23 protein-coding genes are annotated in these 25,035 nt (G+C 70.7%); 19 read left to right on the top strand and 4 right to left on the bottom strand.

Features of this window, described 5'->3' with window-relative positions; all coding sequences use genetic code 11:
* Positions 1-28: 28 nt before the first annotated feature.
* Complete coding sequence (locus ITJ69_RS13760) at positions 29-2,104, top strand: MSCRAMM family protein (protein ID WP_194673024.1); 2,076 nt, start codon at positions 29-31, stop codon at positions 2,102-2,104.
* A 428-nt stretch (positions 2,105-2,532) separates the two neighbouring features.
* Here ITJ69_RS13760 and ITJ69_RS13755 read toward each other — a convergent pair whose 3' ends face one another.
* Positions 2,533-3,894, bottom strand: coding sequence for an MFS transporter (locus tag ITJ69_RS13755; RefSeq protein WP_111084056.1), 1,362 nt, complete (start codon positions 3,892-3,894; stop codon positions 2,533-2,535).
* A 211-nt stretch (positions 3,895-4,105) separates the two neighbouring features.
* Entirely contained in the window at positions 4,106-5,071 is a 966-nt protein-coding gene (locus tag ITJ69_RS13750; RefSeq protein ID WP_194673023.1) for a hypothetical protein, read from the bottom strand.
* A 95-nt stretch (positions 5,072-5,166) separates the two neighbouring features.
* On the opposite strand from ITJ69_RS13750, the gene ITJ69_RS13745 reads away from it, so the two are divergent.
* Positions 5,167-5,382, top strand: a complete 216-nt coding sequence (locus ITJ69_RS13745; protein WP_194673022.1) for a hypothetical protein — start codon at positions 5,167-5,169, stop codon at positions 5,380-5,382.
* A 27-nt stretch (positions 5,383-5,409) separates the two neighbouring features.
* On the opposite strand, the gene ITJ69_RS13740 is transcribed toward ITJ69_RS13745, so the two are convergent.
* On the bottom strand, positions 5,410-6,153 hold the full coding sequence (locus ITJ69_RS13740; RefSeq protein WP_194673021.1) for a YidC/Oxa1 family membrane protein insertase: 744 nt from the start codon (positions 6,151-6,153) through the stop codon (positions 5,410-5,412).
* Entirely contained in the window at positions 6,084-6,521 is a 438-nt protein-coding gene (locus ITJ69_RS13735) for a hypothetical protein (RefSeq protein WP_194673020.1), read from the bottom strand. The genes ITJ69_RS13740 and ITJ69_RS13735 overlap by 70 nt, the downstream gene beginning before the upstream one ends.
* A 66-nt stretch (positions 6,522-6,587) precedes the next feature.
* Between ITJ69_RS13735 and ybaK the strand changes: the two genes are divergently transcribed.
* The 17 genes from ybaK to ITJ69_RS13650 all read left to right on the top strand — a co-directional run bounded on the left by ybaK (position 6,588) and on the right by ITJ69_RS13650 (position 24,981).
* Positions 6,588-7,073, top strand: a complete 486-nt coding sequence (gene ybaK / locus ITJ69_RS13730; protein ID WP_194673019.1) for a Cys-tRNA(Pro) deacylase — start codon at positions 6,588-6,590, stop codon at positions 7,071-7,073.
* Between the two features lie 96 nt (positions 7,074-7,169).
* Positions 7,170-9,839 (top strand): ATP-dependent Clp protease ATP-binding subunit, encoded by a 2,670-nt coding sequence (locus ITJ69_RS13725; RefSeq protein ID WP_194673018.1) that lies wholly within the window; start codon positions 7,170-7,172, stop codon positions 9,837-9,839.
* 648 nt (positions 9,840-10,487) lie between these two features.
* Positions 10,488-10,721 (top strand): hypothetical protein, encoded by a 234-nt coding sequence (locus ITJ69_RS13720; protein ID WP_123339624.1) that lies wholly within the window; start codon positions 10,488-10,490, stop codon positions 10,719-10,721.
* Positions 10,722-10,941: 220 nt separating this feature from the next.
* Entirely contained in the window at positions 10,942-11,484 is a 543-nt protein-coding gene (locus ITJ69_RS13715; RefSeq protein WP_123292807.1) for an adenine phosphoribosyltransferase, read from the top strand.
* Between the two features lie 55 nt (positions 11,485-11,539).
* Positions 11,540-13,576, top strand: a complete 2,037-nt coding sequence (thrS, locus tag ITJ69_RS13710) for a threonine--tRNA ligase (protein WP_416354936.1) — start codon at positions 11,540-11,542, stop codon at positions 13,574-13,576.
* Positions 13,576-14,145 (top strand): HIT family protein, encoded by a 570-nt coding sequence (locus ITJ69_RS13705; RefSeq protein WP_123671781.1) that lies wholly within the window; start codon positions 13,576-13,578, stop codon positions 14,143-14,145. Before thrS ends, ITJ69_RS13705 begins: the two co-directional genes overlap by 1 nt.
* 13 nt (positions 14,146-14,158) lie before the next feature.
* On the top strand, positions 14,159-15,079 hold the full coding sequence (gene pdxS, locus ITJ69_RS13700) for a pyridoxal 5'-phosphate synthase lyase subunit PdxS (RefSeq protein WP_123292809.1): 921 nt from the start codon (positions 14,159-14,161) through the stop codon (positions 15,077-15,079).
* Entirely contained in the window at positions 15,069-15,680 is a 612-nt protein-coding gene (gene pdxT, locus ITJ69_RS13695; protein WP_194673017.1) for a pyridoxal 5'-phosphate synthase glutaminase subunit PdxT, read from the top strand. Before pdxS ends, pdxT begins: the two co-directional genes overlap by 11 nt.
* 141 nt (positions 15,681-15,821) lie before the next feature.
* Positions 15,822-16,589 carry a YebC/PmpR family DNA-binding transcriptional regulator gene (locus ITJ69_RS13690; protein ID WP_111084044.1) on the top strand — a complete coding sequence of 256 codons (768 nt, stop codon included), beginning with the start codon at positions 15,822-15,824 and terminating at the stop codon, positions 16,587-16,589.
* A gap of 2 nt (positions 16,590-16,591) precedes the next feature.
* Positions 16,592-17,236: a crossover junction endodeoxyribonuclease RuvC gene (ruvC, locus tag ITJ69_RS13685; RefSeq protein WP_111084043.1), complete on the top strand. Its 645-nt coding sequence runs from the start codon at positions 16,592-16,594 to the stop codon at positions 17,234-17,236.
* Entirely contained in the window at positions 17,233-17,853 is a 621-nt protein-coding gene (ruvA, locus tag ITJ69_RS13680; RefSeq protein WP_194673016.1) for a Holliday junction branch migration protein RuvA, read from the top strand. The genes ruvC and ruvA overlap by 4 nt, the downstream gene beginning before the upstream one ends.
* Positions 17,850-18,893: a Holliday junction branch migration DNA helicase RuvB gene (gene ruvB / locus ITJ69_RS13675; RefSeq protein ID WP_194673015.1), complete on the top strand. Its 1,044-nt coding sequence runs from the start codon at positions 17,850-17,852 to the stop codon at positions 18,891-18,893. Before ruvA ends, ruvB begins: the two co-directional genes overlap by 4 nt.
* Before the next feature lie 91 nt (positions 18,894-18,984).
* The gene (locus tag ITJ69_RS13670) at positions 18,985-19,383 is read left to right on the top strand and encodes a preprotein translocase subunit YajC (protein ID WP_111084040.1); all 399 of its coding nucleotides are present in this window, start codon (positions 18,985-18,987) and stop codon (positions 19,381-19,383) included.
* Positions 19,384-19,475: 92 nt separating this feature from the next.
* The gene (secD, locus tag ITJ69_RS13665; protein WP_123292812.1) at positions 19,476-21,227 is read left to right on the top strand and encodes a protein translocase subunit SecD; all 1,752 of its coding nucleotides are present in this window, start codon (positions 19,476-19,478) and stop codon (positions 21,225-21,227) included.
* Positions 21,227-22,240 carry a protein translocase subunit SecF gene (secF, locus tag ITJ69_RS13660; RefSeq protein WP_131846809.1) on the top strand — a complete coding sequence of 338 codons (1,014 nt, stop codon included), beginning with the start codon at positions 21,227-21,229 and terminating at the stop codon, positions 22,238-22,240. The genes secD and secF overlap by 1 nt, the downstream gene beginning before the upstream one ends.
* Positions 22,240-22,587, top strand: coding sequence for a rhodanese-like domain-containing protein (locus ITJ69_RS13655; RefSeq protein ID WP_194673014.1), 348 nt, complete (start codon positions 22,240-22,242; stop codon positions 22,585-22,587). The genes secF and ITJ69_RS13655 overlap by 1 nt, the downstream gene beginning before the upstream one ends.
* A gap of 69 nt (positions 22,588-22,656) precedes the next feature.
* Complete coding sequence (locus ITJ69_RS13650) at positions 22,657-24,981, top strand: RelA/SpoT family protein (RefSeq protein ID WP_228505676.1); 2,325 nt, start codon at positions 22,657-22,659, stop codon at positions 24,979-24,981.
* The last annotated feature ends 54 nt before the right edge of the window (positions 24,982-25,035 follow it).

Genomic DNA, 25,035 nt, shown 5'->3' with positions numbered 1-25,035 from the left:
CGCCGACGTCATCACCAGGGGAGCACACATGCGGCGCTGGCGCGCGGTCACGGCGGGGCTCACCGCCCTCGCACTCGGAGCAGGACTCGCGATCGGCGGCGCGACGAGCGCCTCGGCCGAACCCGCGGGCAACTGGGGCACGTTCACCCTGAGCGGCGCGTCGAAGGCGTACACGGGCACGATGACGTTGCCCGGGTTCCCCGCCACGACGTTCACCTCGAACTCGCGGCAGTCGACCGTGATCAGCGGGGCGTCGACGTGGCAGTCCGCGGGGACGCCGGTCGGTGGGGTCTACGGCACGAGTCGTGCGCAGACGTACATGAACCAGCGGCCGCAGGCTGATCGTCCCAACGGGGACTCGGCCTCGACCACCACCTACACGTTCGACGGCGCGACGCCCGGCGCCGAGAGCTGGTCGTTCGTCCTCGGCGACATCGACGCCGACCAGGCGACGGTCTCGGCGACGGTGGCCGGCGGCGGAGCGGCCACCGCTGAGCAGCTCGGGTACCGGGGGTCCTACAACTCGTGCTCGGCATCCAGCCCTGCCGGATGGTCCTGCTCGCCGGATCCGGACGGCACGACCGGTCAGGACCAGCCGACCTGGGACGCCGCCACGCGTACGCTGACCGGCAACGCCGCCGCGTCGGACACCGCGGGCGCCTCGGCCTGGTTCACGCCGACCGTGTCGCTGACCAGCCTGACGATCACCTACCAGCAGCGCAGCGGGTTCCCGGTGTACCAGACCTGGTTCGCCAACCGCACCGCGGCGATCAGCGGCACCGCGACCCTCGACGGCACCCCGATCCCGGGAGCCACCGTCACCGTGACCGCACCCCGCGGCACCGTCTACACGACGATCACCGACGCCGACGGCAACTACGTGTTCCCGCAGTTGCCGGTGATCGCGAACTACCGCGTCGAGATCACCCCGCCGGCGGGTGCTGACGGTGAGGCCGTGGCGACGGGTGTCTCGCTCGCCGTCGCCGGCACACCAGGTGGCGTCGACAAGACCGCCGACTTCGCGTTCACGTCGCCGGACGACACGACGTCCGTCATCGGGACGGTGACCGACGCGGAGGACCACCCCGTGGCGAACGTGCCCGTCGTCATCGACGTCCCCGGGGGCGACCCGATCGAGACCACGACGAACAGCGACGGCGTGTACACCGCGTCGGACCTGCCCGCGGACACCGCCGTGGAGGTCTCGGTGGCCGGTGAACCGCCCGTGACGATCACCACCGGTGACGCCGGTGCAGCACCGGTCGAGCCCGAGCCGATCGTCGCCCCGCCCGCCGTGATCGCGACGATCACCGGCGTCGTGTCGCTCGACGGCACGCCCGTGCCCGCCGGCGTGGTCGTCGAGCTCCTCGACGAGAGCGGCGCCGTCGTCGGATCGGACACCACCGACGCCGACGGCCGCTACACGTTCGCCACGTCCGCCGGTACCTACACGGTCCGCACGGTGGTCCCCGCTGCGGGTGCCACCGGTGACACCGCGAACACCGGCATCGCCGCGGTCGCGGGCACCAGCGTCACGTCGGACCTGCCGTTCGAGACCCCCGCCGCGCCCGAGGTCGTCACGACCGACCAGCCCGGCACCGTGGTCGACACGAACGGCGACCCGGTCGCCGGCGTGGACGTCGTCGCGACGCCGACCGACCCGGAAGCCGGCCCGCCGGTGACCGTGGCCACCGACTCCGATGGCGCGTTCGACCTGGTCGACCTGCAGCCGACGACCGAGTACACGATCACGGTCGACGTCGACGGCGCCACTCCGGTGACCGTCGTCACGCCCGAGGAGGGTGCTGCGACCCCGCTCGCCTTCGTGGTCGAGGCCGCGGTGACCCCGGTTCCGTCGCCGTCGCCCAGTGCGCCGACGCCGAGCAACTCGCCGACCGCGGTCCCGACCGTGCCGGCTGCCGGAGGCTCGGGCAACGCGCCGGCCGCTGGTTCGGGCGACGTGGGCAACGGTGGGCCGCTGGCCTACACCGGTGCGGACCTGAAGCCCGGGCTCATCGCTGCCGGGGTGCTCGTGCTGCTCGGTGCGGCGCTGCTGACCTTCCGCGCGGTGCGCAACCGTCGCCGGAGCCACCTGCAGGACTGATCGGTCACGACGAAGGGCGGGCCCGGCGCGATGCCGGCCCGCCCTTCGTCGTTGGTCTGCGCCGCCGCCCGCGACACGCCGCCGCCCCACCCCCGAGGTTCCGAAATCTGCCCATCTCGGCGTCCCGAACGGCAGTTCGTGGAACCTCAGCGCAACGCGAACGGCAGTTCGTGGAACCTCGACGCCGCGCGCACGGCATGTCGCCGCGGCCCCTCGCCGCACGCCGCCACACGCCGCGTCACTTCGCCGCGACGACGCCACGCCCGGGCCTCGACGCCGAGGTTCCACGACATGCCGCCGCTGCACCGCCGAGGTTCCACGGATCGCCGCCAGGACCGCCGAGATGCCGAGATTTCGGAACCTCGGCGCAGCGCGAGGCCGACGACGACGACGACGCCTCGCGCCGCCCCGCCCCGCCGCGCGCCGCGCTACTGCGTGCGGTGCGTGCGGTGCGAGCCCGTGACCGTCGCGACCGACCCCGTCAGGGTCTGGATCGCCCGACCGACGACGGGCACCGACGTGGTGACCACCGCGAGCGAGGACGTGATCGCCTCGATCGACGACGTCGACAGGTGCTCCTGCCCGACCGTGTGCACCGGGAAGCCCCGACGCGCCAGCACGACGACCCCGAGCGACCCGAGCAGCACGGCACCACCGGCGAACGGCAGGTACTGCAGCCCGACGATCCCGAGCGCCTGCCCACCGATGGCTGCACCGCCCGCGATGCCGATGTTCGACGCACCGTTGATGAGCGCGCCGGCGATGTCGGGGGAGACGCCTCCTGAACGGATCGCGGCCGCCATGAAGAGCGTGCCCGTCGTGCCGTTCGCGGCCATCCACACGCCGGCGACGACCATCGTGCCGACCAGGGAGCCGTGCACGAACGGCATCGCGGCGAACGCGACGGCCATGACCGCGACGGCGGCGATGAGGGTCTGCCGGGGTGCCCGGTCGACGAACATGCCCGCGAGCCAGAGGCCGATCACCCCGGTGCCGCCCAGGACGAGCAGCGCGCCGCTCACCATCGAGGCGTCGAGTCCGGCGTCGATCGCGTAGGGCCCGACGTAGGTGTAGACGACGTAGTGCCCGGCGAACAGGAGCAGGTCGGCGATCACGACGGACAGCAGCCCGGTGCGTGCCCAGGCCTTCGGGGACCCGATGTGCGGCGACGAGGCACCGCTGACGGCGGGCAGGAACAGCAGCGCCACAGCGGCGAGCACGGCGGCGGCGACACCGATCGAGAACACGGCGGGGCGCCAGCCGATGTGCTGCGCGACCCAGGTGGCGACGGGCACGCCGAGCACGAAGCCGAGCGAGCTGCCCGAGTACACGAACGCGATGGCGCGACCGGCCAGGCGCGGCGGCACGATCCGGGTGGCGTACGCCGAGGCGACCGAGAAGAACAGCGCGTGCGCGATGCCACCGACGACCCGGCCGGCGCAGACGACGGCGAACGACGGTGCGAACGCGATCATGAGGTTCGACACCGTGTAGCCGACGAGCGTCGACACGAGCACGGCCTTGCGGGGGAGCTTCGCGGTGAAGGCGGTGAGCGGGAGCGCCAGGAGTGCCACGGCGCCCGCGTACACGGTGACGACGATGCCCATGGTGGCCTCGGACACACCGAGGTCGGCGCTCATCGTGCCGAGCAGCCCGACGGGCATGAGCTCGGTGGTGATGGCGAAGAACGTCGCCAACCCGAGGACGGCGATGCCGACGATGGACTGGGTGGTGACGGTGATCGGCCGCGTGTTCGTCGACACGGCCGAGGTGGTGGTGTTGGTGGACACGCTGCTGACCTCCTCCGGGGCACGGGCGAGCGCGCGACGGTGCCGTTCGGGGGAACGACGATGACCGGGAGGTCTGCGGGGCGCGCTCGCTGTGGATGTGGGTGATGTGGGTACGACTCCACGGCGAGTGCGCTCATCCAGTGTTGCACGATGGACCGCAGCCCGCGAGGGGGTCAGAGGAGATTCTCGGAGCGCTCCAACAATCAGCGCCTCAGTTCTCGTTCGTTACCCGACCCTGCACGCCGCCGCCCCGCAGCGCGATCGTCAACGTCCCGCTCATCGACTGCGCCGACATCGACACCGAGCCGTGCAGTGCCGCCTCGCGGGGGAAGCACGCCGTCGACGACTCGATCCGGTTCGCAGTCGCCACCAGGCAGATCGTCGACCGGTCCGTGCCGACCCCGGCCCACACGGCCCACGGCGTGTCGAACGAGCCGCCGTCCAACGCGCGGTTCGTGAACACGAGCCGCGTGGAGTGCAGGCTCACGGGTGCCTCCACCGGCCCCGGCAGCTGGTCGGCGTACGTCTGCGGCACGTCGAGCAGCTGCTCGAGCGTGACCGTGCCCGCCGTCGGCGTGACGCTCGGTGCTGCCGCGACGTCGCCGCGGACGGGCCCGACGACGGTGCCGGCGGCGAACGCCACACCGACCGCCGCTGCCGCGCCGAGCGCGATCCAGACGCGTGGCCGCTCCGTCCAGAGCAGCGTGCGCCACCGGGACCGTCGCGTCGGCCCGACCGGGAGGCCCGACTCGCCCCCGCCGTCATCACCCGCGTCGTCGGGACGGTCGGGTTCTCGGGCTTCGGTCGCCGCCCACGATCCGGCTTCCGTTCGCGGGGTCGGGTCCGGTTCCGCGACAGCCGCCGCGCGCTCCGGGACCGACCGCTCCGGCGAGGGCACGGACAGTGGAGCCGTCAGTTCCGGCGACGAGCCGGGCAGTGGAGCCGACCGCTCGGGGGACGCGACCTGCCCGCTGGCCGGGGCCGTGCCTCCCGGCCGCCCGTCCGGCCCCGTGTCGGAGGCGACTCCCGCGACCGCTCGCCGACCACCCGACCGCCGCCCGCTCGCCAGGTCCTGCAGCGCGATCCGGGCGCGCGCCGCGTCGGCGGGGCTCGATGCCGCTCCCCAGGCGACGGCCTCGAGCCGTGCCCGTTCCGCTGCCACGTCGTCGTGGGCCATGCGCACTCCCGATCTGCCGGTCGCGTGGACTCCCTTCATCGTGGCACTGCCGGGGCAGCGGCGCGCACCCAGAACGAGGGGAGTAGGCGTGACGCATGAGCACCGAACCCGAACCGCGGCACGACGCCGACCCGGAGGCCCTCGAGCCGCTGAGCCACGACTCCCAGTCCGGCGAGGCCGACTACGTGGCGACGAGCCCCGGTGGGACCGGCACGGAGCGCCACGTGCCGACCGCCGACGAGGAGCAGGGTCGCGGCACCGAGTACGACCCGGTCGACCAGGGGCCGCAGCAGGAGGGCCAGGGCGGCTGACGCCGGGCCCGACGCCACGCGCCCGCGCTACCGGATCACCCGGCGCAGCACGGCCCGCTCGCCCGCCGTCCACGCGGCGCTCGTCACGACGTACAGCGCGGCGGCGAGCGGGGCGATCGCGGCGAACACGACCGTGACGAACGGGGCGAACCGCCCGATCGCGACGGTCGCTGCCGCACCGGGCACCTGTGCGCCCGGCTCGGGCGTCGGCACCGGGTTCCAGCGCAGGTTCGCGCGGCGGCTGAGCTCCACGACGACGGCGAGCACGGCCAGCAGCAGGACGACGACCCAGGCGTGCACCCACAGTGGCGACGTGAGCGTGATGACGAGCGAGTGCCCGAGCGGGACGCCGACCAGGGTGGCCTCGAGCAGGGCGTTCACCGTGCCGCCGATCGATGCGTGCGTGAACAGGGCGTAGACGAGGGACAGCACCGGGGCCTGCGCGAGGACGGGCAGGCAGCCGGCCAGGGGTGAGACCTTCTCGTTCGTGTAGAGCTGCTGGACCGCGCGCTGCAGCTGTTCGGCGTTCTTCCCGTGGCGCTTCCGCAACGCGGCGAGCTGCGGCGCGAGCCGACGTCGGTCGCGCTCCGCTCGGACCTGCAGGACGGACAGCGGCACGAGCACGGCCCGGACGGCCAGGGTCAGGAGCACGACGGCGATCGCCGCGGCGAACGAGCCCGTGGTGGGGGAGAGCGCCGCGGTCAGGGCGGCGACGAGGTCCGCGCCGCCGTGCAGCAGCGGGCCGACGAGGGGCAGGGTGGACAGGTCCATGACGGTTCCGATCGGTGGTGGTTCGCAGGAGGGGTCCCGAGGGGCCCGGCCACCGGTCGGTGGTCAGGCCGGGGCGACGACTCCCGGAGCACGCGATCGGACGTGCCCGTCGGCATCGGGCTGGCTCCACGCGATGCGGGTGACGAGGTCCGGTACCGCAGCGGGTTCGAACCCGTCGACCGCAGCCCGAGCACCGTCGCCAGCACCGTGGCCAGGACCTGCGCAACGACGACCGCCACGGCGACGGCCGTCAGGCCGAGCGCGGCCACCGCCAGCAGCGGCAGGACGCCGGCCGCGGGGTCGCCGATCGCGGGCGCCCCGAGCACCAGCGCAGCGGCGGCGCGGAGGATCAGCAGGGCGACGGTCATGGTCGGTTCAGCGTAACGCCCGCGTGCCGCCACGGACAGGACGGCAGCGCGGGAGAGGATCGCCGCATGACCGCAGGTTCGCCGAGCACCCCAGCGACCGTCGCGCTCGACCGAGCCGGGGTGTCGTACACGCCGCACGTGTACGACCACCACGAGAGCGCCACGAACTTCGGCGAGGAGGCCGCCGCCGCACTCGGCCTCCGCGAGGAGCAGGTCTTCAAGACCCTGGTCGTCTCGGTCGACGGCGCACTGGCGGTGGCGATCGTGCCGGTGGCGAACCGGCTCGACCTCAAGGCCATCGCGGCCGCGGTCGGTGGCAAGAAGGCGACGCTGGCCGATCCGGCCCTCGCCGAGAAGCGCACCGGGTACATCGTCGGCGGCATCAGCCCGGTCGGCCAGAAGTCCCGGATCCGGACCGTGCTCGACGAGTCGGCCCTGGCGTACGACAGCATCTTCGTCTCCGGTGGGCGCCGCGGGTTCGACATCGAGGTGGCTCCGGCCGACCTCGCGCGGGTCACCGAGGCGATCTCGGCAGCCATCGCGCGGACCTGAGTCGAGTCGCCGCAAGTTTCTCCCACGACCGGGAATGACCCCGGCACTCCTGCGTTGCATTGAGTCGAAGGCACTCAAGTTCCCCAGGAGGTCCCTTTGCCAGAGACGTTCGGCCCGACCGGCGGCAGTGACTCGTTCGACGAGTTCCTCGCCCGCCTCCTCGCGGCGCAGAACACCGGTGACCCGCAGCGCCCCCGTGCGTTCGGCCGACCGGTGGACATCACGCGGCTCCTCAGCCGCCGTACCCACGAGCTGCTCCAGCACACCGCCGAGTACGCGGTGTCGCAGGGGCAGCACGAGCTCGACGCGCTGCACCTGCTGCACGTGCTCGTCCGCACCGAGCCGTTCGACGCCGTCGTCCGTTCCGCCGGGGTCGACCCCGAGCGCCTCGCCGCCGAGATCGAGCAGCGCCTGCCGATGGCCCGCGAGCCGCAGCCCGAGCAGACCGGCCGCCCGGCCCTGACCGGCACGGCGCAGCGCATCCTCGTCGAGGCCACCCAGGCCGCGCGGGGCTTCGGTAGCACCTACACCGACCCCGAGCACGTCTTCTTCGCGCTCGTGACCGACCAGGAGACCGTCACCGGGCAGCTGCTCGCCAGCGCCGGTGTCACCCCGCAGGCCATGCAGGACTACGCCCAGCAGGCCGCGGCAGCAGCACGAGAGGGGCGCCCCATGCCCGGAACCGGTGCAACGGCCGGAACGGCCGACACCGACAGCGACAGCGACACCCCGACCCTCGACCAGTTCGGTACCGACCTCACCGCGCGGGCCCGTGACGGTCGCATCGACCCCGTCATCGGTCGTGCCGACGAGATCGAGCAGGCGGTCGAGATCCTGCTCCGTCGCACCAAGAACAACCCCGTCCTGACCGGCGAGCCCGGCGTCGGCAAGACCGCCATCGTCGAGGGACTCGCCCAGCGCATCGTGGACGGCGACGTCCCGTCGCTGCTGCAGGGCAAGCGCGTCGTCGCCCTCGACCTGCCCGGCATGCTCGCCGGCACCCGGTACCGGGGCGACTTCGAGGAGCGCCTGACGAAGGCCATGGACGAGATCGCGGCACACGCCGACGAGCTCATCGTCTTCGTCGACGAGCTCCACACCGTCGTCGGCGCCGGTGGTGGCGGTGAGGGCGGCTCGATGGACGCCGGCAACATCCTCAAGCCCCGGCTCGCCCGCGGCGACCTGCACCTGGTCGGCGCGACGACCCTGAACGAGTACCGCCGGATCGAGAAGGACGCCGCACTCGAGCGTCGCTTCCAGCCGGTCACGGTCGGGGAGCCGAGCGTCGAGGACGCCGTCGCGATCCTGACCGGCCTCGCACCCCGGTACGAGGAGCACCACGGCGTCATCTACACGCCGGAGTCGCTGCGCGCCGCCGTCGAGCTCTCGCACCGGTACGTCACCGACCGGCACCTGCCGGACAAGGCCATCGACCTCATCGACCAAGCCGGTGCACGGCGCCGGCTCGCCCGTTCGGGCGACGTGGACGTCGAGGCCCTCCGCGACCAGGTCGCCGAGCTGCTGGCCGAGAAGGACCGAGCGGTCGCCGAGGAGCTGTACGAAGAGGCGTCGCGCCTGCGCGACGAGACGGTCGGACTGGAGGCCCGGATCGCCGCCGCCACGTCGGCGGACGTTCCCCGCGCTCCCCACCGGCACGGCCGCGACGCCGCTGACGCGTCGCCGCGGGACCGGCGGCGTGGGCCCACCCGTCCCGAATCCGTGGGCACCTCGATCACGGAACGCGACATCGCCGGTGTGGTGTCGCGTGCCACCGGCATCCCGGCGACGCGCCTGACCCAGGGCGACCGCTCGCGGCTCGCCGTGCTCGAGCAGGAACTGCACGAGCGCGTCGTCGGCCAGGACGACGCCGTCGCGGCGATCGCGAAAGCCGTCCGACGCAGCCGCACCGGCATGGGCGACCAGCGTCGTCCGGTCGGCAGCTTCCTGTTCCTCGGCCCGACCGGCGTCGGCAAGACCGAACTGGCGAAGGCCCTGGCGTCGTCGCTGTTCGGTGACGAGTCCGCCATGCTCCGCTTCGACATGAGCGAGTTCGGCGAGCGGCACACCGTCTCGCGGCTGGTCGGTGCTCCTCCCGGGTACGTCGGCTACGACGAGGCCGGGCAGCTCACCGAACGCGTGCGTCGGAACCCGTACTCGGTGATCCTGCTCGACGAGGTCGAGAAGGCGCACCCCGACGTGTTCAACCTGCTGCTGCAGGTGCTGGACGACGGTCGACTGACCGACGGCCAGGGGCGCACGGTGGACTTCCGGAACACGGTCGTGATCATGACGTCGAACATCGGCTCGGAGTTCCTGGCCTCACGGTCGGGCGCCCTCGGCTTCGCGCCGGTCGGCACGACTGACGGGTACGCCGAGGACGACCTCCGCGCCCGGGTGATGGGCAAGCTCCGCGAGGCCATGCGGCCGGAGTTCATCAACCGCATCGACGAGATCGTGCTCTTCCGCAAGCTCGACCGGTCGCAGATCACGTCGATCGTGTCACTGCTGCTGCAGGACACGGCGCTCCGGCTCGTCGCGCAGGACATGGTGCTCTCCGTGTCCGACGCAGCGGTCGACTGGCTCGCCGACCACGGGTACGAGCCCGAGTACGGCGCCCGTCCGCTCCGCCGGCTCATCCAGCGCGAGGTCGACGACCGCATCGCGACGCTCGTGGTCGACGGTGGCGTGACCGCCGGGGACACCGTGCGGATCGACGTCGTCGACGACGTGCTGACCGCAGCGGTGGCGGAACCCGCGACGCTGTAGCAGCCGTTCGCCCACGAAGGCCCGGTACCGATTCGGTACCGGGCCTTCGCGGTGTCCGGGTGCGCTGCGGGGTGTTCGGGAATGCAATTCCGGAGAAATCGGAGAAAGGGGTTGCGCTGCGAATTGCGGGGCCGATAGTGTTCACTCGTCGCGAACCGCTGCAGTACAGCCGGGGAACGACTCCGACAGCTCGAGACCGAAAGGGGGCCGACCATGATGATCACCGCAACCACTCCGTTCCGTGGAATCCGTGGACGCGTCGGCACCCCGTTCCGCGTCCGCTGACCCGGAGCGTTCCGCCTTCTGCCGACATCTGTGTCGTTCGATCCTCGTCTCGTGACGAGTCCGTCGCCTGACACCTCGCGCTGAGCCGTTCTGGCTCGCGTCGAACCGGCTCCGTCGATCGCCGATCGGTCCCGACCCGTGTGCTCCGCGCACGCGATCGGACTGCGTCGATCGTCGCCGGAGAATGTCGGCGGTCGGTGCGACGCTCTCGGTACCGGAAGTCATTCAGTACCGCGTCGTCGGACATTCCTCCGGTGACCGCGGAATGCATTCTCACGCATTCATTTTGTCCTGCCCGTGTTCCGGGCAGTCCACTCCTGCCCGTGTGCCGGGCAACTCCGTCATGCCCTGAAAGGGATCACCGTGTCATCGAAGACCGCCACCCGTCCTCCCGATACCCGCGCAGCGCGCCACCGGGTCTCCCTCACCGACCGCATCGCGCTGCGCATCGGCATGTCGCTCATCATCTGGAGCCGGCGGACCCGCCGGGTCCGTCCGGTGATCGACCACGCAACACGGCTGCAGCTCGACCGCGAGCGGCAGCAGCGCGAGAACGACCTGCTCCTGCAGGCCGCACTCATGCGCGCCTGGCGCTGAGCCGGATCGGACACCCGACCGTCGCACCGTGCGACCGTCGCCGTCCCGTGCCCGGTTGAAGGCTCGGTGCGAGGGATTAACCCCGCACCGAGCCACCGTCGGCGCACCGGCCGACGCAACCCGCACCGTGCGCCGCACCGACGACCGGGCACGGCGCGACCGAGCTCGCACCGTGCGCCGATGTGTCGGACGCACCCCGGGCCTCCCGTACCGTTGGCGGGTGACCGAAACCGCAGCTGCACTCGTCGAACGCCTGACCGCCGTCGTCCCGGACTTCCCGAAGCCGGGGGTGCTGTTCCGCGACGTGACGCCGGTGTTCTCGGACGCCGTCGCGTTCGGCCGCGTGTGCGAGGCACTCGCCGCGCCGTTCGCCGTCGGTGCCGGCTTCGACGCCGTCGCCGGCATCGAGGCACGGGGCTTCGCCCTCGCCGGCGGGATCGCCGCCCAGCACCAGGTGGGCGTGCTCACGGTGCGCAAGGCCGGCAAGCTGCCGGGCGAGGTCCTCAGCGAGCAGTACGCACTCGAGTACGGCGAGGCCGAGCTCGAGCTGCGTCCGGGCCAGCTCCCCGCGGGCACCAGGGTCCTCGTCGTCGACGACGTCCTCGCCACCGGTGGGACCGGCGCCGCCACCATCACGCTGCTCGAACGCGCGGGCTACCAGGCGGTCGGGTTCGCCGCGCTGCTCGAGCTCGACGGGCTGAACGGACGCGAGCGTCTCGAGCCGCGCCTGCCCGTCACCACGCTCGGCGCCGTGCCCGCCTGAGTCCCACGCTCGCACTAGTCTTGACGCACCATTTCGATCGAGGAGTCCCATCATCGTGACCGAGTCAGTCGCCGAAGCGCCGGAGAGCGCCGAGCCCGCAGCCGTGCCCCAGGCACCCGAGCCCCGCACCGCGACGACGACCACGACGGGCACCGAGCTCTTCGACGGTGAGCGCGGCGTCGTCGCGATCCGCGTCGACGGTGTCCTCAAGGACCTCGCTGCCGACGTCGCCGCCGGCGAGACCGCCGAGGCCGTCACCCTGCAGGAGCAGGACGGGCTCGACATCCTCCGCCACTCGGCCGCGCACGTGCTCGCGCAGGCCGTCCAGCAGATCAACCCCGAGGCCAAGCTCGGCATCGGGCCGCCCGTCACCGACGGCTTCTACTACGACTTCGACGTCGCCGAGCCCTTCACCCCCGAGGACCTCAAGGCCATCGAGAAGGGCATGGACCGCATCGTCAAGCAGGCCCAGCGTTTCCGCCGCGTGGTCGTCACCGACGAGCAGGCGCGCGAGCTGATGGCGGGGGAGCCGTACAAGCAGGAGCTCATCGGGCTCAAGGGCGCGGCGACCGACGGTGACTCCGGCGAGAGCGTCGAGGTCGGCGCCGGCGAGCTCACCGTGTACGAGAACGTCGACCCGAAGTCGGGCGAGGTCGTCTGGCAGGACCTCTGCCGGGGCCCGCACGTGCCGCACACCCGCTGGATCGGCAACGCCGCGAAGCTCATGCGCGTCGCCGCTGCCTACTGGCGCGGCTCCGAGAAGAACCCGCAGCTGCAGCGCATCTACGGCACCGCCTGGCCCGACAAGGACCAGCTCAAGGCGTACCTGGTGCGCCTCGAAGAAGCCGCCAAGCGCGACCACCGCAAGCTCGGTGCCGAACTCGACCTGTTCTCGTTCCCCGACGAGATCGGGTCCGGCCTGGCGATCTTCCACCCGAAGGGCGGCATCATCCGCCGCGAGATGGAGGACTACTCGCGCCGTCGGCACGAGGAGAACGGTTACTCGTTCGTCTACACGCCGCACATCACCAAGGGCGACCTGTTCGAGACCTCCGGGCACCTCGGCTGGTACAAGGACGGCATGTTCCCGGCCATGCACATGGACGAGGCGAAGGACGAGGACGGCAACGTCACGCGTCAGGGTGCCGACTACTACCTCAAGCCGATGAACTGCCCGATGCACATCCTGGCGTACCGGTCGCAGCCGCGTTCGTACCGCGACCTGCCGCTCCGGATGTTCGAGTTCGGCACGGTCTACCGCAACGAGAAGTCCGGCGTCATCCACGGCCTCACCCGGGTCCGCGGCATGACCCAGGACGACGCGCACATCTTCACCACGCAGGAGAAGATGAAGGAGGAGCTGACCACGACGCTCGAGTTCGTGCTCTCGCTGTTGCGCGACTACGGCCTCGACGACTTCTACCTCGAGCTCTCGACGAAGGACCCGGAGAAGTACGTCGGCGACGACGAGGTCTGGGACGTCGCGACGAACACCCTGCGCGAGGTCGCCGAGGAGTCCGGTCTCGAGCTCGTGCCCGACCCCGCCGGAGCCGCCTTCTACGGCCCGAAGATCTCGGTGCAGGCCCGCGACGCCATCGGCCGCACGTGGCAGATGTCGACCGTGCAGCTCGACTTCAACCTGCCCGAGCGCTTCGGCATCGACTACACCGCGGCCGACGGCTCCCGCCAGCGCCCGGTGATGATCCACCGCGCGCTGTTCGGCTCGATCGAGCGGTTCTTCGGCGTGCTGACCGAGCACTACGCCGGCGCGTTCCCGGCCTGGCTGTCGCCGGTGCAGGTCGTCGGCATCCCCGTCGCGGCCGAGTACGGCGACTACCTCGACGAGGTCATCGCGAAGCTCCGGTCGCACGGCGTCCGCGCCGAGGTCGACCACTCGGACGACCGCATGCAGAAGAAGATCCGCACGCACACCAAGGCGAAGGTGCCGTTCCAGCTCATCGCCGGCGGCGACGACCGCGACGCCGGTGCGGTCTCCTTCCGCTTCCGTGACGGGCGCCAGGACAACGCCGTACCCGTGGACGAAGCGGTCGACCGCATCCTGACGGCGATCCGCGAGCGCGCGCAGGTCTGATGACGGACGAGCAGGACCCGCTGGTCATCCGGGACGCCGCCACCGGTGCGGCCGTCCCGGATGCCTTCCAGCGCCTGTGGAACCCGCACCGGATGGCGTACATCGACGCCGGGCGCGAGGGCACGGGCCGCGGGCACGCGGACGACTGCCCGTTCTGCGAGGCACCGCGGAAGTCCGACGAGGACGCCCTCATCGTCGCCCGGGGCGAGCACGCCTACGTGCTGCTCAACCTGTTCCCGTACAACAACGGACACCTGCTGGTCTGCCCGTACCGCCACGTGCCGCTGTACGACGAGGCCACGCCGGACGAGCTGCGCGAGATGGGCGAGCTGACCCAGACCGCGATGCGGGTCCTGCGCGCCGTGTCGCACTGCGACGGCTTCAACATCGGCATGAACCAGGGCGAGGTCGCGGGGGCCGGCATCGCCGCACACCTGCACCAGCACATCGTGCCGCGGTGGCAGTCCGACGCGAACTTCTTCCCGATCATCGCGCGGACGAAGTCGATGTCCCAGATGCTCGGGGACACCCGCCGACTGGTCGCCGAGGGCTGGCCGGCAGCGGACTAGACTGATCGGCATCATGAGCGACAGCACCAGCACCTCCGGCACCCCTGGCACCTCGATCACCGGCTCCGACCGCGTCAAGCGCGGCCTCGCCGAGATGCTCAAGGGCGGCGTCATCATGGACGTCGTCGACGCCGAGCAGGCCCGCATCGCGGAAGAAGCCGGCGCGACCGCCGTCATGGCCCTCGAGCGCGTCCCCGCCGACATCCGCGCACAGGGCGGCGTCGCCCGCATGTCCGACCCGTCGATGATCGAGGAGATCATCGCCGCCGTGTCGATCCCCGTCATGGCGAAGGCCCGCATCGGCCACTTCGTCGAGGCGCAGATCCTGCAGGAGCTCGGCGTCGACTACATCGACGAGTCCGAGGTGCTCTCGCCCGCCGACTACGTCAACCACATCGACAAGTGGAACTTCACCACGCCGTTCGTCTGCGGTGCCACTGAGCTGGGCGAGGCGCTCCGTCGCATCACCGAGGGCGCTGCGATGATCCGTTCCAAGGGCGAGGCCGGCACGGGTGACGTGTCCGAGGCCACGAAGCACATCCGCACGATCAACAAGGAGATCGCGGCGCTGCGCCACCTCAAGGAAGACGAGCTCTACGTCGCCGCCAAGGAACTGCAGGCGCCGTTCGAGATCGTGCGCGAGGTCGCCCGCACCGGCAAGCTCCCCGTCGTGCTCTTCACCGCCGGTGGCGTCGCCACCCCGGCCGACGCCGCGATGATGATGCAGCTCGGCGCGGACGGCGTGTTCGTCGGCTCCGGGATCTTCAAGTCCGGCGACCCGGCGAAGCGTGCCGCGGCGATCGTCAAGGCCGTCACCTTCCACGACGACCCCAAGGTCATCGCCGAGGTCTCGCGTGGTCTGGGCGAGGCGATGGTCGGCATCAACGTCGCCGACGTCCCCGCACCGCACCGCCTCGCCGAGCGTGGCTGGTAGCACGACGAGCAGTGCTCGGCCCCGCATCGGGGTCCTGGCACTGCAGGGTGACTTCCGCGAGCACATCGCCTCGTTGACGGAGCTCGGCGCCGACGTGGTGCCGCTCCGTCGCCCCGAGGAGATCGCGGCGCTCGACGGCGTCGTGATCCCCGGCGGCGAGTCGAGCGTGATGGACAAACTGTCCCGGGCGTTCGGCGTCGCCGAGCCCCTCGCTGCTGCCATCCGCGACGGCCTGCCGACGTACGGCACGTGCGCCGGCATGATCATGCTGTCGTCGCGGATCACCGACGGCATCAGCGGCCAGCAGACCCTCGACGTGCTCGACACCACGGTTCGTCGGAACGCGTTCGGCAGCCAGAACGACTCGTTCGAGGTCGACGTCCCGATGCCCGAGCTCGGCGACGCCCCCGTGCACGCGGTCTTCATCCGTGCCCCGGTGGTGGAGCAGCACGGCCCCGGCGTCCAGGTCCTCGGCGCACTGGCGGACGGGCAGGTCGTCGCGGTGCACCAGGGCAACGTCCTCGCCAGTGCGTTCCACCCCGAGGTCGCCGGCGAGGACCGCTTCCACCGCCGCTTCCTCGCCATGGTGCGCAGCGCCTGACGCGGCCCCCGGGCTCTGGGCACGACCGCCCGCGGGCCCTGGGCCCGGCCACCTGCGTGCCCGCACCGGCGGGGCGGGGCGGCGCCGGGCCTCCCGGCTGGGTAAACTGACCCCGACTTTCCGCAAGACGCAAGGAGAACCGTGTCCGGGCATTCCAAGTGGGCGACGACCAAGCACAAGAAGGCCGTCATCGACGGCCGCCGTGCCAAGTCGTTCGCCAAGCTCATCAAGAACATCGAGGTCGCCGCGAAGATGGGCGGCGCCGACCTGTCGGGCAACCCGACGCTGGTCGACGCGATCCAGAAGGCCAAGAAGACCTCGGTCCCGAACGACAACATCGACCGCGCCGTCAAGCGCGGTGCCGGCCTGACCGGTGAGTCGATCGAGTACACGACGATCATGTACGAGGGCTACGCCCCGAACGGCGTCGCGATGCTGATCGAGTGCCTCACCGACAACAAGAACCGCGCAGCGGCCGAGGTCCGGACGGCGATGTCCCGCAACGGTGGCACGATGGCCGACCCGGGCAGCGTCGCCTACAACTTCTCGCGCAAGGGCGTCATCTCGGTCACGAAGACCGACGGCCTCGACGAGGACACCGTCATGACCGCCGTGCTCGACGCCGGCGTCGAGGACGTCATCGACCAGGGCGGCGGCTTCGAGATCATCACCGAGGCGAGCGACCTCGTCGCGGCACGCACCGCGCTGCAGGACGCCGGCATCGACTACGACTCGGCCGACGCCGAGTTCGTCCCCGGCCTCAAGGTGCCGGTCGACGCCGAGACCGCCCGCAAGGTCTTCCGCCTGATCGACGCACTCGAGGACAGCGACGACGTGCAGAACGTCTACGCCAACTTCGACGTGCCGGCGGACGTCCAGGCCGAGCTCGACGAGGACGAGGGCGAGTAGCCGTGCTCCGTGTGCTCGGGGTGGACCCCGGGCTCACCCGGTGCGGCGTCGGCGTCGTCGAGGTCGCACCGAACCGGCGCGCACGGCTCGTCCACGTGACGGTCGTGCGCACCCCGGCGGACATGCCGCTCGAGCAGCGGCTGCTCCGCATCGCCGACGGCATCGCCGCCGAGATCGACGAGCACCACCCGGATGCGGTCGCCGTCGAGCGCGTGTTCGCGCAGGCGAACGTCCGCACCGTGATGGGCACCGCCCAGGCGGCCGGGCTCGCGCTGCACGCCGCGGCGGCCCGCGGGCTGCCCGTCGGCCTGCACACGCCGTCCGAGGTCAAGGCGGCCGTCACCGGCTACGGCAACGCCGACAAGCGCCAGGTGCAGACCATGATCGCGCGCGTGCTCGGTCTCGCCGAGGCCCCGAAGCCGGCCGACGCCGCCGATGCGCTCGCGCTGGCCGTGTGCCATGCCTGGAGGCTCGGATCACCTGACGTCGCCGGCGAACGTGCCACGAACCTCACCCCGGCACAACGCGCGTGGCGCGACGCACAGGGCGGCACCGTCGACTCCCCGCTCGCCCGTGCGGCCGCTGCCGCGGCCCGACCGCGTGGCTCGTCGGCCGCGTCGGTGGGCGGCCGTAGGCTCGGGGCATGATCGCGAGTCTCCGGGGTACCTGCATCGACATCGCCGGTTCCGGCGTGGTGATCGAGGCCGGGGGAGTCGGGTACGCCGTCACCGTGACCCCGGCCCACGCACTGACGATGCGCCACGGGTCCGAGGTGTTCGTCCGCACCGCGATGATCGTGCGCGAAGACGAGCACCTGCTCTTCGGCTTCGAGTCGACCGACGCCCTCCAGGTGTTCGACCTGCTGCGCAGCGTCACGGGTGTCGGGCCCAAGTCCGCGATGGGCGTCCTGGCCCAAATGGACCCGTCGCAGGTCGCGAACGCCGTGGCGAAGGACGACGACGGCGCCTTCCGCAAGGTCTCCGGCATCGGCCCGAAGACCGCGAAGCTCATCATCCTCGCGCTCACCGGCAAGCTCGCCGCGTTCGAGCAGGCCGCCGTCGTCACCGCCGGCCGCGGCACTGCTGCCCACCCGGCCGCGACCGACGTCGTCTCCGCACTGATCGGCCTCGGCTGGCGCGAGGACGCAGCACAGACCGCCGTCGACGAGACCGTCGCGAACGAGCCAGGGGCCGCAGCCATGGGCACGCAGGCGCTGCTCCGCGCCGCGCTCGGTGCGCTCCGGCCCGCCGGTGCCGGTCGATGAGCGGCATCACGTCCGCCGGAGCCGAGTCGCAGGAAGAACTCGCGTTCGAAGGTGCACTCCGGCCGCGGTCGCTCGACGAGTTCGTCGGCCAGCGGAAGGTGCGCGGGCAGCTCGACCTGCTGCTCAAAGCCGCGGGCATGCAGGACCGCACCCCGGACCACATCCTGATGGCGGGTCCTCCCGGCCTCGGCAAGACCACGCTGGCGATGATCGTCGCGCACGAGACCGGGCGTCCGTTGCGGATGTCGAGCGGTCCGGCGATCCAGCACGCGGGCGACCTGGCTGCCGTCCTGTCGTCGCTCGTGCCGGGCGAGGTCCTGTTCATCGACGAGATCCACCGGATGGCCCGCTCGGCGGAAGAGATGCTCTACCTGGCGATGGAGGACTTCCGGATCGACGTCATGGTGGGCAAGGGCGCCGGCGCGACGAGCATCCCGCTCGACCTCGCGCCGTTCACCCTGGTCGGTGCCACCACCCGCGCCGGCCTGCTGCCGAACCCGCTCCGCGACCGCTTCGGCTTCACGGCGCACCTCGAGTTCTACGAGAAGGACGAACTCGAACAGGTCCTGATCCGCGCCGCGCACCTGCTCGAGCTCGACATCGACCGATCGGCGCTGCGGGAGATCGCCGGGCGTTCCCGGGGCACCCCGCGCATCGCGAACCGGCTGCTCCGCCGGGTCCGCGACTACGCCCTCGTGCACCGCACCACCGACGGCATGGCGGCCGTCCAGGGTGCACTCGACCTGTACGACGTCGACGAGCTCGGGCTCGACCGCCTCGACCGCGCCGTGGTCGAGATCATGCTGACCCGCTTCGACGGCGGACCGGTGGGGCTGAACACCCTCGCGGTCTCGGTCGGAGAAGAGTCCGAGACCATCGAGTCGGTCGTCGAACCCTTCCTCGTCCGGGTCGGTCTGGTCACGCGCACCCCGCGCGGCCGCATCGCGACCCCGGTCGCGTGGCGGCACCTCGGCCTCACCCCGGGGCAGGGCGTCGGGCCGCTCCCGGGCCTGTTCGACGACACCGAAACCACCGACTAGCGGCCGATCGGTCGGGTGACATGCCACGCACAGTGGCGTGCCCTAGACTGCTACGGCCCGAAACCGAGCAACCAGAGAAGGCAACTGCATCATGGGTCAAGAAGTCATCCTCATCGTCATCGTCGTGGCGTTCGCGGCCTTCATGTTCTACAACAGCCGCAAGCGCAAGAAGCAGCAGGGCGAGCTCGCCACCAAGATGGTGCCGGGTGCTCGCGTGATGCTGTCCTTCGGCCTGTACGGCACGCTCCTCTCCGTCGACGACGAGAAGGTCACCGCCGACGTCGAGATCGCCCCCGGCACCGTCGTCACCGTGCACCGCCAGACCCTGTCGCGCGTCGTCGACGACAGCGCCTCCGACATCGAGACCACCGCGACGCCGGAGGACGAGGCGAAGCCCGTCGCCGAACTCAACGGGGAGCCGGTCTACGGCGAGCGGGTCGACAACGACCGCCTCGACGAGACCGACTCGAAGCGCAAGTCCGACGACTGACGCCCTCGGCCGCCGGGTCGTCTGACCCGGCGGCTTCCCTCTGCCGTCGTGCCTGAGCGCCGACGGTCCTGAACAGAAAGACGAGACGACCGGTGGCACGATCGACACCCGTCAAGAAGGCGCTGCGCTCGCTCACCTGGTTGGTGATCCTGATGGCGATCCTCGCCGGCCTGAACACCGCCGCGACGATCCTCGCCGGCAGCTCGAAGGACGACACGGACAAGTGGTACCAGGGCGCGAGCTGGGTACCGGAGCTCGCACTCGACCTGCAGGGCGGCACGCAGCTGACCCTCGCGGCGCAGAACACCGAGGGCGACTCGGTCACCTCGCAGCAGCTGCAGCAGGCGGTGGAGATCATCCGCCAGCGCATCAACGCCACCGGCGTCTCCGAGACCGAGATCAACACGCAGGGTGCGAACAACATCGTCGTGTCGATCCCCGGTCGGCCCGACAAGGCCACGATCGACCGCATCGAGGCAGCGGCGAAGCTGACGTTCCGCCCCGTGCTCTTCACCGAGGCCGCGACGAACTCCGCCGTCGGTGACGACGGGAAGTCCACCGCCTCGCCGACGCCGTACTCGCCGCCCGCATCGCTCGCAGCGACGCCGAGCGCGAAGCCGACGAACGCCAGCGACGTCAACTGGATCACCCCGGCGCTGCAGGACCTGTACACCAACTACAACTGCGCGGCTCCGGACGACGTCACCTCTGCTCCGGACGACGAGCCCCTCGTCACGTGTGACGCCGACGGTGCGTCGAAGTACATCCTCGGCCCGGTCGAGGTCTCCGGTGCGAACATCAGCAACGCCACCTCGGGTCTGGCCACCGACTCGCAGGGCACGTCGACGGGCCAGTGGGCCGTCAACCTGACCTTCGACGGCCAGGGCACGAAGGACTTCCGCACCGTCACGAACCGCCTCGTCTCGCTGCAGGCACCGCAGAACCAGTTCGCGATCGTGCTGGACGGCTCGGTCATCACGGCCCCGTCCACGAACTCCGCCATCACCAACGGCAAGGCGCAGATCACCGGCTCGTTCACGGCCGAGTCGTCGAAGACGCTCGCCGACCAGCTCAAGTACGGTGCGCTGCCGATCAACTTCCAGGTGCAGTCGAACGAGAACATCTCGGCGACGCTCGGCACGGCGCAGCTCATCGGTGGTCTCGTCGCGGGCCTGATCGGCCTCGGCCTGGTGATCATCTACTCCGTCATCCAGTACCGGGCGCTCGCGTTCGTCACGGTGCTCTCGCTCGGAGTGGCCGCCGTCCTGACCTACCTGGTCATCGCGATCATGTCCTGGCGCGTCGACTACCGCCTGTCCTTGGCGGGTGTGGCGGGTCTGATCGTCGCGATCGGCATCACGGCGGACTCGTTCATCGTCTACTTCGAACGCATCCGTGACGAACTCCGCGACGGTCGTGCGCTCGAGAGCGCGGTCGAGTCCGGCTGGAAGCGTGCACTCCGCACGATCCTCGCGTCCGACGCGGTGAACTTCCTCGCTGCCGTCACCCTGTACGTGCTCGCGGTCGCCGACGTGAAGGGCTTCGCGTTCACGCTGCTCCTCACGACGCTGATCGACATCGTGGTGGTCGCGCTCTTCACCCACCCGATGATGCAGCTCATCTCCCGCACCCGGTTCTTCGGCGAGGGGCACAAGTTCAGCGGGCTCGACCCAGCGGCGCTCGGTGCGGTCTACAAGGGGCGTGCGCAGTTCCGCGCCCCCGTGGTGGACGGCAAGCGCCAGCGCAGTGCCGGTGAGGCGCAGCGCCGACAGACGATCGCGGAGCGGAAGGCCCAGCAGGCCTCCGGCGACAACGGCTCGACGCCGGACGGGAAGGACGACTGATGGCCAGCTTCAGCCAGTTCGGCAGCGACCTCTACACGGGCAAGCGGTCGTACGACATCATCGGACGACGCAAGACCTGGTACCTCATCGCGCTCATCATGATCGTGATCTCGCTCGCCACCCCGTGGCTGCGTGGTGGGTACCAGCTCGGCATCGAGTTCACCGGTGGTTCCGAGTTCACCCTGTCGGACGTCAAGAACACCGACCAGAGCATCGCGACGGACACCGTCGAGCGTGTCGTCTCGGACGAGATCCCGCGCGTCTCCCAGCTCGGGACGCACGGCATCCGCGTGCAGACCGGCCAGCTCACCGACCGTCAGACGACCGAGGTGCAGGACGCCCTGGCCGAGGCGTACGACGTGCCGGAGAGCCAGGTCGCCGCGACGTTCATCGGTGCCACGTGGGGCGCCGACGTGCTCGCCCAGGCGATCCGCGGTCTGGTGATCTTCCTCGCCCTGGCCGCCGTCTTCATGACGCTGTACTTCCGCACCTGGAAGATGTCGCTCTCCGCGATGGCCGCGCTGGTCCACGACCTGTTGATCACGGCCGGTGTCTACGGCATCGTCGGGCTCGAGGTCACGCCCGCGGCGGTGATCGGCTTCCTGACGATCCTCGGGTACTCGCTCTACGACACCGTCGTGGTCTTCGACAAGGTGCGTGAGAACACCTCTCAGGAGTCGATCCGCACGTTCAAGCAGTCGGTGAACCTCGCGGTGAACCAGACGCTCGTCCGCTCGATCAACACCTCGGTCGTGGCGCTGCTGCCGGTCGCGGCGATCCTGTTCATCGGGTCGTACGTGCTCGGTGCCGGCACGCTCCGCGACATCTCGCTCGCACTGTTCATCGGCATCATCGTCGGTACCTACTCGACGATCTTCATCGCGTCGCCGATGTACGCCCAGCTGCGCGAGAACGAGCCGAAGATCAAGCAGGCCGACGCCAAGAAGATCCAGGCGGCCGAGAAGCGCCAGCGCGAGGTCGACGCCGACGCCGACGCGAAGGCGACCGCCTGATGCCGATCGAGATCACCGAGGTCGACGTCGCCGAGGCGCGTCGTCGGCTCGAGTCGGGGTCGCGGCTGTTCGACGTCCGTGAGCAGGGGGAGTGGGACGCGGTCCACGCTCCCGAGGCCACGCTCGTCCCGATGTCCGAGCTGGTGAACCGCTGGCAGGAGATCGACGGCGGCGACGAACCGGCGATCATCGTCTGCCACTCGGGTGCTCGTTCGGCCCGGGTGGTCGCGGCACTCGAACAGTCCGGTGTCTCCGCGGTCAACCTGACCGGCGGCATGGTCGCCTGGGAGCAGTCCGGCGCACCGGTGGTCCGCGACGCCCAGGGCGAACCGGTTCACGAGCACTGACCGGACACGCGTAGTGTTGGCGGATCGAGCTCGGATCGAGCTCTCGGACCGAGTCCTGGGAGGCGCATCATGACGGACACCCGCGAAGAGCCGTCCGCGCCGAGCCGCCCCGGCTCCGCCCAGCGGCCGACCAGCCCCCTCGGACCGAACACGACGGGCAACCTCGGTTCCCTCCGGTCGCTGCTGCCGCGCCTGTTCTCCCGCGCCCAGCCGGCCGGCGCCGTGGACACCCTGATCCGCACGGTGCGCTCCCACCACCCGAAGGCCGACGTCACGCTCATCGAGCGCGCTTACTCGGTCGCCGAGCGCGCGCACGACGGTCAGAAGCGCAAGTCCGGCGAGCCGTACATCACGCACCCCGTCGCGGTCGCCCAGATCCTGGCCGACCTGGGCATCGGGCCGATCACGATCGCCGCCGCGCTGCTCCACGACACGGTCGAGGACACCGACTACCAGCTCGACCAGCTGCAGGTCGACTTCGGCGACGAGATCGCCATGCTCGTCGACGGCGTCACGAAGCTCGACAAGGTCAAGTACGGCGACAGCGCCCAGGCCGAGACCGTCCGCAAGATGGTCATCGCGATGTCGAAGGACATCCGCGTGCTGGTCATCAAGCTCGCCGACCGGCTGCACAACGCCCGCACCTGGGGCTTCGTCGAGTCCACCTCCGCCACCCGCAAGGCGAAGGAGACGCTCGAGATCTACGCGCCCCTCGCGCACCGGCTCGGCATCCAGATGATCAAGCTCGAGCTCGAGGACCTGTCCTTCGCGGTCCTGCACCCGAAGCTCTACGTCGAGATCGACAGCCTGGTCAAGGAACGGCAGCCGAAGCGCGAGCAGTTCGTCCAGAACGTCATCGGCACGCTCAAGAAGGACCTGAAGGCCGCGAAGGTCCGCGGCGAGGTCATGGGTCGGCCGAAGCAGTACTACTCGATCTACCAGAAGATGATCGTGCGGGGTCGCGAGTTCGACGAGATCTACGACCTCGTCGGCATCCGGGTGCTCGTGCCGACGGTGCGCGACTGCTACGCCATGCTCGGTTCGGTGCACGCGCGGTGGACACCGCTGCCCGGCCGGTTCAAGGACTACATCGCGACGCCGAAGTTCAACCTGTACCAGTCGCTGCACACCAGCGTGCTCGGGCCGCAGGGGCGCCCGGTCGAGATCCAGATCCGCACGCACGAGATGCACCAGCGCGCCGAGTTCGGTGTCGCCGCGCACTGGAAGTACAAGCAGCGTGCCGCCGGCCGCGACGTCGGGACCTCGTCGACCACCGACGACCAGGACATGGCGTGGCTCGCGCACATCACCGACTGGCAGGCCGAGACGAGCGATCCGGGGGAGTTCCTCGACTCGCTCCGCTACGAGATCGGCGCGAAGGAGACCTACGTCTTCACGCCGCAGGGCAAGGTCATCGGCCTGCCCGCCGGCGCCACTCCGGTGGACTTCGCGTACGCCGTGCACACCGAGGTCGGGCACCGCACCATGGGCGCCAAGGTCAACGGTCGCCTCGTCCCGCTCGAGAGCTCGCTGTCGAGCGGTGACGTCGTCGAGATCTTCACGTCGAAGAACCCCGACTCGGGTCCGTCGCAGGATTGGCTGAAGTTCGTCAAGAGCCCGCGGGCGCGCAACAAGATCAAGCAGTGGTTCACCAAGGAGCGCCGCGAAGAGGCGATCGAGCAGGGCCGCGACGCCATCGCCCGCGCCGTGCGCAAGCAGAACCTGCCGCTCCAGCGGATCATGAGCCAGGACACCATCGCCGAGGTCGCCTCGTCGATGCGGTACGACGACGTCTCGGCCCTGTACGCCGCGGTCGGCGAGGGGCACGTCTCGACGCAGTCCGTCATCGAGAAGGTCCTGGGCAGCGTCCAGAGCGACACCGAGACCGACGAGCCGGAGCTCACGTTCCCGCGCCAGGTCACGAGCCGACAGCTGCGCACGAGCGACAGCGGCGTGCTGGTGCGCGGTGCGCCGGACATCCTGGTGAAGCTCGCGAAGTGCTGCACGCCGGTGCCGGGCGACCAGATCGTCGGGTTCATCACCCGCGGCCAGGGCGTCTCGGTGCACCAGTCGTCGTGCACGAACGTCAAGTCCCTGATGAACGAGCCCGACCGGATGATCGAGGTCGAGTGGGCCCCGTCGTCGAAGTCGGTGTTCCTCGTGCAGATCCAGATCGAGGCGCTCGATCGGTCGGGGCTGCTCAGCGACGTCACCCGGGTGCTCACCGACCACCACGTCAACATCCTGTCGGCGACGGTCTCGACCTCGTCCGACCGGTTGGCGCTCAGTCGGTTCGTGTTCGAGATGGGTGACACCATCCACCTCGACCGGGTGCTGAACGCGGTCCGACGCATCGACGCCGTCTACGACGTCTACCGCGTCAGCGCGGGCTGAGCACGGCCCGAGCACGCGTCGCCTCGGGCTGAGCAGGACCCGAGCGCGCGTCGC

The sequence above is a fragment of the Curtobacterium sp. VKM Ac-2887 genome (genome assembly GCF_015350935.1).
Taxonomy (GTDB): domain Bacteria; phylum Actinomycetota; class Actinomycetes; order Actinomycetales; family Microbacteriaceae; genus Curtobacterium.
Note: the sequence above shows the minus strand (reverse complement) of the source record. Positions and strands in the feature narration are given on the sequence as shown.